Annotated in this window: 11 protein-coding genes and 1 tRNA gene; 5 read left to right on the top strand and 7 right to left on the bottom strand. The window is 65.1% G+C overall.

Translation table 11 applies throughout. The annotated features are described in order from the left end of the window. The 5 genes from JOY90_RS16275 to JOY90_RS16255 form a co-directional block, all read right to left on the bottom strand. The coding region (locus JOY90_RS16275; RefSeq protein WP_291692140.1) for an ATP-binding protein at positions 1 to 2,480 on the bottom strand (2,480 nt) is incomplete at its 3' end. Between the two features lie 269 nt (positions 2,481 to 2,749). Beyond that, the gene (locus JOY90_RS16270) at positions 2,750 to 3,400 is read right to left on the bottom strand and encodes a DsbA family protein (RefSeq protein ID WP_291692139.1); all 651 of its coding nucleotides are present in this window, start codon (positions 3,398 to 3,400) and stop codon (positions 2,750 to 2,752) included. Positions 3,401 to 3,435: 35 nt separating this feature from the next. Further along, a complete protein-coding gene (locus tag JOY90_RS16265) occupies positions 3,436 to 4,215 on the bottom strand; it encodes a sulfite exporter TauE/SafE family protein (protein ID WP_291692142.1) in 780 nt (259 codons plus the stop codon). A gap of 69 nt (positions 4,216 to 4,284) precedes the next feature. Next, positions 4,285 to 4,725 carry a PaaI family thioesterase gene (locus JOY90_RS16260; RefSeq protein ID WP_291692138.1) on the bottom strand — a complete coding sequence of 147 codons (441 nt, stop codon included), beginning with the start codon at positions 4,723 to 4,725 and terminating at the stop codon, positions 4,285 to 4,287. Positions 4,726 to 4,735: 10 nt separating this feature from the next. Continuing rightward, complete coding sequence (locus JOY90_RS16255) at positions 4,736 to 5,170, bottom strand: thioesterase family protein (RefSeq protein WP_291692137.1); 435 nt, start codon at positions 5,168 to 5,170, stop codon at positions 4,736 to 4,738. Positions 5,171 to 5,269: 99 nt separating this feature from the next. On the opposite strand from JOY90_RS16255, the gene JOY90_RS16250 reads away from it, so the two are divergent. Beyond that, positions 5,270 to 5,830, top strand: a complete 561-nt coding sequence (locus tag JOY90_RS16250) for a TetR/AcrR family transcriptional regulator (protein WP_291692136.1) — start codon at positions 5,270 to 5,272, stop codon at positions 5,828 to 5,830. A gap of 45 nt (positions 5,831 to 5,875) precedes the next feature. Here JOY90_RS16250 and JOY90_RS16245 read toward each other — a convergent pair whose 3' ends face one another. After that, positions 5,876 to 6,388, bottom strand: coding sequence for a hypothetical protein (locus JOY90_RS16245; RefSeq protein WP_291692135.1), 513 nt, complete (start codon positions 6,386 to 6,388; stop codon positions 5,876 to 5,878). 176 nt (positions 6,389 to 6,564) lie between these two features. Here JOY90_RS16245 and JOY90_RS16240 point away from each other — a divergent pair, with 176 nt between their 5' ends. Both JOY90_RS16240 and JOY90_RS16235 read left to right on the top strand, forming a co-directional pair. Continuing rightward, positions 6,565 to 6,816, top strand: coding sequence for a PsiF family protein (locus JOY90_RS16240; RefSeq protein ID WP_291692141.1), 252 nt, complete (start codon positions 6,565 to 6,567; stop codon positions 6,814 to 6,816). Between the two features lie 113 nt (positions 6,817 to 6,929). Beyond that, the gene (locus JOY90_RS16235; RefSeq protein WP_291692134.1) at positions 6,930 to 8,015 is read left to right on the top strand and encodes an AbrB family transcriptional regulator; all 1,086 of its coding nucleotides are present in this window, start codon (positions 6,930 to 6,932) and stop codon (positions 8,013 to 8,015) included. 9 nt (positions 8,016 to 8,024) lie between these two features. Here the strand turns inward: JOY90_RS16235 and JOY90_RS16230 are convergent, their stop codons facing one another. Next, a complete protein-coding gene (locus JOY90_RS16230; protein WP_291692133.1) occupies positions 8,025 to 8,567 on the bottom strand; it encodes a disulfide bond formation protein B in 543 nt (180 codons plus the stop codon). A gap of 164 nt (positions 8,568 to 8,731) precedes the next feature. Between JOY90_RS16230 and JOY90_RS16225 the strand changes: the two genes are divergently transcribed. Further along, positions 8,732 to 8,816: transfer RNA gene (locus tag JOY90_RS16225), tRNA-Leu, on the top strand. 90 nt (positions 8,817 to 8,906) lie between these two features. Beyond that, positions 8,907 to 9,932 carry an integrase arm-type DNA-binding domain-containing protein gene (locus JOY90_RS16220; RefSeq protein WP_291692132.1) on the top strand — a complete coding sequence of 342 codons (1,026 nt, stop codon included), beginning with the start codon at positions 8,907 to 8,909 and terminating at the stop codon, positions 9,930 to 9,932. Positions 9,933 to 10,099 lie beyond the last annotated feature (167 nt).

The following is a 10,099-nucleotide window of genomic DNA, read 5'->3' as shown; positions in this document are numbered from 1 at the left end:
TCCGCCTCCGCATAGCCGGTGATCAACAGTGCCGGAACGTTGGGGCAAAGGAGACGGGCTTCCCGCAGAAACTCGGTCCCCGAGAGATGCGGCATTGCATAATCGGTAATCAGCAGATCGAAGTCGCAGGCGCGCTTCTTCAGCAATTGAAGAGCCTCGGCACCGTTGGAAGCTTCGGTGACCTCATGACCGCAATCCTCAAGAAGCGCTGCCGTTGTGCTTCGCACCTCCGCATGATCATCAACCATGAGAATCTTGAGATTCTGGATCTTGTGTTCCGGCAATTCAGCTGGTGGCGGCGGAGCGCTTCGTGCCGTCTCCGGCGCACGCGGCAGCCACAGCTCGGCGGTCGTGCCGCTCCCAACGTCGCTCTCGATCCGGAACGCGCCCTCCGACTGCTTGGCAAAGCCATAGACCATGCTGAGACCGAGCCCGCTGCCCTTGCCGAACTCCTTGGTGGTGAAGAACGGTTCGAACGCGCGACGCGCGATTTCGGGCGGCATGCCGGCACCCATGTCCGACACCGCGATCGTCACGTAGTCACCGGGGACGATGCGCTCGTCGCCGTCATCGAGTGGCTGCTCGAGCACGGCATTCGCGGTCGTGATCGTCAAGCGCCCGCTGCCCGCCATCGCATCCCGCGCGTTGATGGCGAGATTGAGCAGCGCGTTCTGCAATTGCGTCGGATCGATTAGGCAGTGCCAGAGCGTCGGATCCTGCGCAACTTCGATCTCGATGGTTTCGCCGAGCGTCCGCTGCAGGATTGCCGTCATCCCGCTGACCAGCAGATTCACGTCGGTGATCTGCGGCCGCAGCGTCTGCTTGCGGGCGAAGGCGAGCAGGCGGCGGTTGAGATCGGCGACCCGCTCCGCCGCCTCCATCGCCCGTCCGGCCAGGCTGCGGCGGGAGACATCGGTGGGCGGCAATTCGTCGAGCAGCAGATCGAGATTGCCGAGCGTCGCCGCCAGCATGTTGTTGGAGTCGTGCGCGATCCCTCCGGCCAGTTGCCCGATGGCTTCGATCTTCTGCGCCTGACGCAGTTCGTCCTCGATGCGCTTGCGCTCAGTGATGTCGACCGACAACACGAAATAGCCGCGCACCGTGCCGTCCTGGCCGCAATCGGGCACCCGGATGGTCTCGCACCAGCGTTCACAGCCGTCGGGAAACGCCGCCTTCTCCTCGCCGCTCGTGGTTCGGCCGGCCAGCGCCGCCTCGATTTTCAGCCGTGCCTCGCCAACTCGCAAGGGGTCGATGAAATCGTCGATCTTGCAGGTGCGGATGGCATCGGTGGACGGCTGCGCATACCATTCGAGTGCGACACGGTTGGCGTAACGGATGTGACCGTCGGCGCCGACATGGACGATCAGGGCGGGGACGTTCTCGGTGACCAGTTGATGCTGCTCGAGGCTGTCCCGCAGCGCCTGTTCCGATTTCGCGCGCAGCCGCCACTGCCGGGCGAGACCCAGGCCGAGTCCGACGATCAACAGGTTGAGCCCGGCGGCGACTACGCTGTAGTACAGCGCATTGTTCTTCCAGCCGGCCAGAAACTCGACCGGGTCGCGTGCCACGGTCACCACCAGTGGCATTGCGGCGACCCGCCGATAGCTGATGCTCCGCGAAGTCCCGTCCGTGATTCCGCTCCCTTTGAAGCTTCCGCTCGGCGCTTGTGAAAGATAGCGCGTGAACAACAGATTCGATCTGACGTCGCGACCGGCAAACTCGTCCGCGTTCGGCGCCCGCAGCAAAATCTTGCCGTCGTCGCGGTAAAGCGTCACTGTGCCACGCTGCCCCACGTCCAGCGACCGAAAGAACTCCTGGAGGATATTGTAGTCGAGGCCCACGAAGACGACACCGCCAAAGCGTCCATCGGCCGCCAGAAAGGCCCGGCTCACGGCGATAAAGCGACCTTGAGGAGGAACGCGGGAGATAAGTGGGACGTCGATGAAGAGACCACGGCTGGGGTCATCCCGCTGGACCGTGTAGTAGGTCCGGTCGGCGAAGTTCATCGTCCGGCCGGGCACCTGGCTGCCCATGGTGTCGCCCAGCATGTTTCCGTCAGCATCGAGAACCACGATCGATTTTGCCGCAGGATACGGCGCCACCCTGCGTTTCAACTCAGCGATCAGGGCCGGATTGCCGGCCGACAAGAGCGACGGTTTCTGCTTCAGCGCATCGATGGTCGTGCTCAGCAGAAGGTCGACGCCTTGCATGTTGCGCAACATGTATTCTTCGAGGGCGCGGGCGAGATCGCCGTTCGCGGCTTCGATCGTCCGATAGGTCTCCCAATAGTTCCCAGAGAGCATGTGCGCCACGAACGCATCACACAAGATCGCCAGCACGAGGCTGCTCAGGACGATGATGCCGGGAGCCCAGCGGCGGTCCATCCCGGACCCGGGTTCGACCCTGGTCAACGCGCCAATGATGCTCCTCTGCCCCGGACCGCGCCGATGGTCGGCTGTCGCTTTGGTTTGATCCAACATGGCGCTAGAGATGGGCGGGCAGGTCTATTGTGAACTGATCGTCGCGGGAGCTAAATCGCCTGAAGCTTTGCTGAACTCGGCGCCTCGAGGCTAACGCCTCGCGAGACACTCGGGATATTCCGGTAGCACGTTTTGCCGTGAGATGTCATCGGATGTTTGAGAGCCCCGAAGCAGCACCTTGGGAGGGCACGGCGTGCCGGACAGCTACCTTTCTACCGCGCGCCCCTCATGCGGAAGTCAAATCGAAAACTCCACTGATTACCGGCCTTCTATTTACCTGCCTTCGCCTTGCGCGCGTCTGATATCACCTGGGTGAACTGGTCCATCGTCAGCACGCCGGGCACGCGGAACTTGCCGACGATGAAGGACGGCGTGCCGCGGAAGCCGAGACCTTCGGCCTGCGCGTGGTTGCGCTTGAGCAGCGCATCGATGCTGTCGGCCTTGTCCTTGAGGTCGCGCTTGGCGCGGTCGACGTCGATTCCCGCGCCGGCCAGCAGCTCGTCGATGCGCGGCTCGGTCAGTTTCGAGGCAACGCCCATCATGGCGTCGTGGGCCTGCAGGTACTTGTCCTGGAACTTGCACGCCAGCGCCATGCGGGCCGCAACCACCGAGACCGGTCCGAGGATCGGCCAGTCCTTCAGCACCAGCCGCACCTTGCCGTCGTCCTGCACCACCTGCCGCAGCTCCGGCTCGAGCCTGCGGCAATAGGGGCATTGATAGTCGAACCATTCGACGATCGCGATGTCGCCGTCGACATTCCCGGCGACCGGGATGTCCGGGTCGCGCAGCACGGAGGCCTCGTCCGGCTCCTCGGCCGCACCGGCGCCCGGCGCCGCCGCGAACACGGACGCGCCGGCGAGCAGGCCCAGCATCCGGCGCCGGCTGTGGGTTGATCCAACGCGATCGATCGATTTCTGCATGTCGTGCCTCGCATCGGCCCGCATCCCGCTGTCGATCAGAACACGGACAAGTTACGCGCCAACATATAGAGCGCCACGGCAATAATGACAGCCGCAAAGACGACGTTGAGAGCCCCGCGCCGCGCCGACAGATGCCGGGCCAGCCGCGTGCCGGCCAACCCTCCCGCGATGCCGCCTGCAACGAACAGACCGGCCAGGCGCCAGGAGACCAGGCCCGACCAGGCATAACTCGAGGCCGTGGTCATGCCGAACGCGGTGACCGCGACCAGCGAGGACGCGACCGCATTGATGATCGGCATGCCGGTCGCGAGCATCAGCGCCGGCACGATCAGGAAGCCGCCGCCGATTCCGAAGAAGCCCGACAGCGTGCCGGTCGCCAGGCCGAGGCCCAAGATCGCCGGCATGTTGCTGCGGTCCATTTTCACGTCGGCGAGGCCGATCCTCGCCCGCGTCTTCAGCATCAACGCCGCGATCAGCAACATGATCAGGGCGAACAACGCAAGCAGCCGCTGCCCGTCGACCATCTTGCCGAGCAGTGAGCCCAGCAACGCGCCGACGATCCCGGCCGCCGCAAAGGTGAGCGCGCAGGACCACACCACGGTGCCGCCGCGCGCATGATTGGAGAGATTGATGCCGGCGTTGAGAGCGACCGCGATTGCGCTGGTGCCGATCGCGACATGCGGCTCGGGCACGCCGACCACATAGACCATCAGCGGCACTGCGAGGATCGATCCGCCGCCGCCGACTAGACCGAGCGAGAACCCGACCAGCGCTCCCGACGCCAGTCCGAGGCCGCCTTGCATGGCAGAAAGAATCAAAACCGAGGATCCGATTGCAGCACGGGACCCATCTTGGCCGCGCTGATCGGCCCGTCAATGTTCCCATCACGATCCGGCAAGCGCCATCAGCGTGCCGGTCATGGTGGCGATCAGGCTTTCGGCATCCGCCTGCACCGCGAAGGCGCGCGCCTCGCAGACCGTGATCGTGCGTCCGGGCTTGACGACGCCGGCGCGGAACACGAACCGCTCACCCTTCGCCGGCGCCAGCAGATTGGTCTTGAATTCCACGGTCAGGATGCCGGCGCCTTTTGGCATCAGCGTGAAGGCCGCCATGCCGCAAGCATTGTCGAGGCCGGCGGTGATGATGCCGGCGTGGACGAAGCCGTGCTGCTGCGTGAGCTCGGCACGATAGCCCATCGCCAGCTCGATCTCGCCGGGCTCGAGGCGGGCGATCGTGATGCCGAGCGTACGCATCGCCGGCTGCGCGTCGAACACCGCCATGGTCGTCGCGCGAAAGTCGGGATTCTTCGGCTCGAAGCGTGGCATGACCCGTGGCTCACGCCATCGCCAGCTCAGGCGCGACGAGCTGCTGCGCCGCGCAATCGCGAATCGTTTCGCTGAAACTCACCGCGCGACGCTCCCGGCGATCCAGATGCACGCCGGTGATTTCGCAGATCGCCGCGAGCTCGCCGGTCTCGGCGTTGCGCATCTCATGCCGGAAGCGGATCGACTTGTCGCGAAGCTCGAGCAGAAAGCTCCGGACTTCGACGATGTCGCCCGCCAGCAATTCCCGCTTGTAGGTGATGTTCTGCTGTACCGCCGCCATGCCGCGGCCGCTCTCGCGCAAATAGGCCGGCGTCAGCCCGAGGCGGGCGAAGAAATTCCAGTTGGCCTCATCGAACTTGCCGACGTACCACATGATGTTCATGTGGCCGATGTGGTCGCAGTGCCACGGATAGACCGTGCCGCGATAGGTCGCCTCGCCCGTCACCAGCCGCCTCCTGCCCTCTTTCACGATTGATACGGTAGCGTATCACGACCGTGTCGGGTTAGCAATACGGTACCGTATCAAAGACTAGGCGAGGCGTTCATGACGGCCGGAGACAAAGGCGAAGCGTGGATCGAGGCCGGCTTTGCCGAGCTGGCGCGCTCCGGCATCGAGGGCGTGCGCGTCGAGGTGCTGGCGAAGAGCCTCGGCGTCACCAAAGGCGGCTTCTACCGCCGCTTCCGCGACCGCGCCGCGCTGCTCCAGGGCATGCTCGAGCGCTGGACCGCGGGACGCATCGCCGCGATCGAGCGCCATACGAGCCTCGACGGCGAGACGGCGCGCGAGCGGCTCGGTGCGCTGATCCGGCTCTATTCCGAACGCATGAACACCGAGGGGATGGCGATCGAGCTGGCGGTCCGGCAATGGGCCCGCGCCGACGAGACGGCGGCCGACGCGGTATCGCAGGTCGACGCCGCACGGCTGAAGAACGTGGCGCAGCTCTACCGCGCCGCGGGCCTGCCGAGCGAGGAGGCGGACGCGCAGGCGTTCCTGTTCTATTGCTTCATCTTCGGCCAGAGCCTGTTGTTTCTGGACCGCGGCCAGCGCAAGCGCGCGCAGCTCGTGTCCAAATCGGCCGAGAAGCTCGTCGGCGAAGCGCCCTGACGCAACCGACCGATCGCGCGGCCGGCCGCGTCCTTGCTCGTCCGATCAGGCCGCGCCCTTCAGCCGCTTGTTGCATTCGGAGTAGTAGCCGCCGCCCTTCTCGATCCACTTCAACCCGCCATTGGCGTTGCTCGCCTTGTTGGCGTTGTACTGGTCGACACAGGTGTGCATGCGGCCCTTGCCGGCGCTCTCCTTGGCATATTTCGGATCGACCGCCGACGGGAAGACCGCGTTGCCGGTCGCAGCCGGCGCAGGTGCCGGCGCTGGCGCCGCTTCTTTCTTGGCTTCGGTGGCCGGCGCGGCATTCTTCTTGTTCTCGGTTGGCGCAGCCGGAGCCGCGGGCGCGGCGGTGGTGGTCGTCGCGGCAGGCGTCGCTTCAGCACCGCAATTGGCCTTGCGGTAGTCGTTCCATTTCATGCCGTTCAGCGTGCCATCCGTCTTGGCCTGCTTGTACTTCGCGCTGCACTCCTGCATGGTCAGCGCCTGGGCCGGCGCGGCCGCAAGTGCCGCGAGGCCCGAAAGGGTAACCGCACATAACAACGTGACTCGGAAGCTCATCCTTGTCCTCCCTGACGACGGGGTCAAAACGGGCGTCATCCTAGCCGAGTCGGCGCACACGGCAAGGTGACGATCGAGCAGACGCATTGCACACCTGCTCGCTTTATTCATCTGCCGTTCATGCGGAGGGCGCGACGTTGCGCGCCTTTCTTCCTTCCATAGGTGTCCTCCCCATGATGACCATCGCTTGCCGCGCGGCCGCCGCCGCCGCCATCTCGTTGCTGCTCGCCGGCTCCGCTTTCGCGCAGGCCCCCGCCTCGCCGGCGCCGGCCGCGACGCCCGCTCCCGCCAAGGCCAGCAAGGCCCACAGCCCCGAATCCCTCGAATGCTCCAAGCAGGCCGACGACAAGGGCCTGAAAGGCAGGGAGCGCAAGAAATTCCGCAAGGAATGCATGAAGGAGGCCAAGGGCGCCGCGCCGAAGCAGTGAGGCTACCTCCTCTCCCCTTGTGGACCGCCGCAAGGGGAGAGACAAAAGGGCCCGCATTGCTGCACCTGCGCTGGCGCATTTGTTCGCGATGGCCGGATTTGCCATAAGACGGCGTGAAGCAGATCCTGGCATCGATGGGACTGGCCGTCCCCACCCGCAGCAAGGCCCTGAGCGCGCTCGAGACGCTCGCCATCGGCACCGTTGGCGGGCTCTTTTTCCTCCTTTTCAATCTTCCAGGTGGGCTGATCACCGGCGCGATGGCCGCGACCGGGATCGCCGCGATCGCCGGCCGGCCGCTCAGTTTGCCCGCGCATGTCACCCAGGGCGTGCTGGTGGTGCTCGGCATCTCGCTCGGCGCGGTGGTCTCGCGGCAGCTGATCCAGCATGTCAGTGCCTATCCCTTGACCATCTTCCTGCTGGCACTCGCGACCTTCTGTTCGACCTTCGGCTCGAGTGTCTATCTGCAGCGCATCCATGGCTGGGACCGCACCTCGGCGTTTCTTGCCGGCAGCCCGGGCGCGCTGTCGCAGATCACCATTCTCGCGGTCGAGCGGGGCGCCGACCTGCCCGCCATCGCCGTGGTACAGACCGTCCGTGTCATCATCCTGACCGCGGCGCTTCCGATGCTGCTGGCGCTGACCGGGGTGGCACCGGCCTCTTCGCCCGGGCTTGCGACAGCGGCGGCCTCGCCGCTCGGCCTGTTCGAACTGGTCGCGGGTTCGCTCGCGGTGGCGCTGCTGCTGCGTATGCTCAAATTTCCGGCGAGCTGGATGTTCGGCGCGATGATCGCCTCCAGCGTGCTCCACGGGATGGACCTCGTCGAGGGCGGCGTGCCGGCCTGGGTGCGGGGCGTGGCCCTGGTCGGGGTCGGCGCCCTGATCGGCAGCCGGTTCGCACGGATGCGGCCGAAGGTGCTGCTCGGCCATATCAACGCGGCGCTGGGCTCGTTCGCCGTCGCGATCACGGTGACCGCCGTCTTCGTCACGCTGATCGTGCTGACGACGCAGGTGCACCCGTCCGACATCATGGTGGCGTTCGCGCCGGGTGCGATGGACGCCATGCTGGCGCTGGCGCTGACCCTGCACATCGACCCGATCTTCGTCGGCGCGCATCATCTGTCGCGCTTCGTGTTCGTCACCATCGCCACCCCCGGCATCGTCCATTTGTTCGGACGGCCGCAGGACGACGTCGACGATTAGCCGGCCCCGTCAGCCAGCCTTGACGGATCGGGTGATGCCCCAGGCCGCGACCGCCGCCATCAGCAGCGAGATCAGCGCGTTGTAGCCGGCGAGCGAGATGCCGAGGAAGCGAAACTGCACGACGTCGCAGGGCACGACCTTGACCTTGTCGAGCTGGTCCAGAAGGCTCCCGGCGCTGCCGAAATTGCCGAAACTGCCGGTGCAACTGGTCGGCCCGGGCCAGAACCCCCATTCGACGCCGGCATGGTAGGCACCAAAGGCGGCGTTGCCGAGCGCCGCCAGCGCGATCAGGGCAAACACCAAGACGAGCAGGCCGCGCGGGCCGCCCCGCGCCGCGACCAACGCGCTCAGGGCCGAGACGGGGATGATGGCATAATAGGCGTAGCGCTGCTCCAGGCACATCGGACAGGGCGCGATGTCCAGCACGAGCTGGAAGAACCAGGCGCCGGCGATGGTCGCGGCTGCAATGACCAGAATGATGAGCGCCGCCGTCGTCACGGAGCCGACATCGCCGCGCACCGCACGCGGCAGGGCTGAGGTTTCCGCTGTCACTCGCGTCTCCCGGCCAAGTTGCCGTCAGCGTCCTATCCTCCAGGCAGCAAGCTGTCGAGGCGGCGGAAAATCACATCCGCGCGGGTTGACCCCTCTCGGCCTCCCGCTATAGTCCGCCGCGCTTCGCGGACCCGTTCGGCCCTGCCGCTCGGAGGCATGCGAATGCCCCTGTGGCGGAACTGGTAGACGCGCTCGACTCAAAATCGAGTTCCGCAAGGAGTGCTGGTTCGATTCCGGCCAGGGGCACCATCCAGGCTGTTCAGGCCCGTTCTAAGGCGTCCGCAACCGTCCGCGCGGTGCTCGGAAACCCTTGAAAAATAGGCACTTCCGCGTACATCGGTGTTCGTCACCGTTTGTTCTCCTCCGCTCGCAGCCGGCCGATTTGTTGGTATTTTTGTTGGTATCGTGTTGGTATCGGGAGAACAAACGTTCACGGCGATTTTCGCTATTCCGAACGAGGGAATTGAGCAGATGGTCCGCAAGAGCGATGACGCGTCCACCAATCCCGAGCAGATCAGGACCGACGTCGACTGCCGCGCCGCCCGACCGAAATTCGACAAGGGCGCGTGGAGTCCCGCCAAGATTTCCGACGTGACCGGCGGCGGTCTCTATCTCTTCGTCACGCCGGACGTGCGCAAGCCCGGCGACGCTGCCTCCAAGCTCTGGCGGATGGGCTATCGCTTCCACGGTCGGCAGAAAACCTACTCCATCGGGCCGTACGGCAACGGCAACGATGGCACGTTCTCGCTCGCCGACGCGCGGCGCGAGCGCGACAAAGCCAAAGACCTGCTCAAGGACAGCAAAGACCCGAGCACCGAGAAGCAGCTCGACAAGCACAGGCAGGCGGCCGCCCGGCCTTTCGAGCAATGGGCCGACGAGTGGCTCGCGAAGAAGAAGGTGGAGAAAGTCAAACGCGGCAGGATCGTCGCGGTGCGCAACCCCAAGACCATCGAGGTGCTCGAGCTCCGCGTCGGCTACATCAAGGATCGCTTCGGCAAGCTGTGCAGGCAGGACATCAAGCGTCCAGACGTGCTCGCCTTTATGCGTTCATATGAAGCCGAGGGGAAGCTGGAAACCCGCGATCGCGTGCGCAGCATCGGTGAGCAAATCTGCGACTACGCCGATGTCGAAGGCGACGGCTACAATCCATTCCGCAACCTGAATGGGCAAATGATGGCCAACATCTCGACGCCGCGTCCCGGCGTCACCGAATCACGCGACGTGACGCGCGTCTTCAAGCTCATCAGCGCGCCGTGGACGAGAGCGAGGTTTGGTGATGTTGTTGGCCTTGCCTTGCGCTTCGATGCGCTGACCATTCCCCGCCCCGGCATGGTCAATGAAATGGAGTGGAGCGAAGTCGATTGAGATGCCAAACGCTGGACCGTTCCAGCCGCAAAAATGAAGACCGGTTGGGACCATGTCGTACCTTTGTCACGGCAGGCACTCGCAATCCTGCGCAGCGTTCAGAAGCTGACCGGCCATCGCCGGTACACGTTTTCCTGCTCGAAGGACGCGCCGCTATCGAACAACAC

This window comes from Bradyrhizobium sp. (assembly GCF_019242285.1).
Classification (GTDB): domain Bacteria; phylum Pseudomonadota; class Alphaproteobacteria; order Rhizobiales; family Xanthobacteraceae; genus Bradyrhizobium.
Note: the sequence above shows the minus strand (reverse complement) of the source record. Positions and strands in the feature narration are given on the sequence as shown.

Bases quoted from the DNA above. Each gene is read 5' to 3' on its own strand.
- JOY90_RS16270 (WP_291692139.1), bottom strand. From the start codon at position 3,400: ATGCAGAAATCGATCGATCGCGTTGGATCAACCCACAGCCGGCGCCGG.
- JOY90_RS16260 (WP_291692138.1), bottom strand. From the start codon at position 4,725: ATGCCACGCTTCGAGCCGAAGAATCCCGACTTTCGCGCGACGACCATG.
- JOY90_RS16250 (WP_291692136.1), top strand. From the start codon at position 5,270: ATGACGGCCGGAGACAAAGGCGAAGCGTGGATCGAGGCCGGCTTTGCC.
- JOY90_RS16245 (WP_291692135.1), bottom strand. From the start codon at position 6,388: ATGAGCTTCCGAGTCACGTTGTTATGTGCGGTTACCCTTTCGGGCCTC.
- JOY90_RS16240 (WP_291692141.1), top strand. From the start codon at position 6,565: ATGACCATCGCTTGCCGCGCGGCCGCCGCCGCCGCCATCTCGTTGCTG.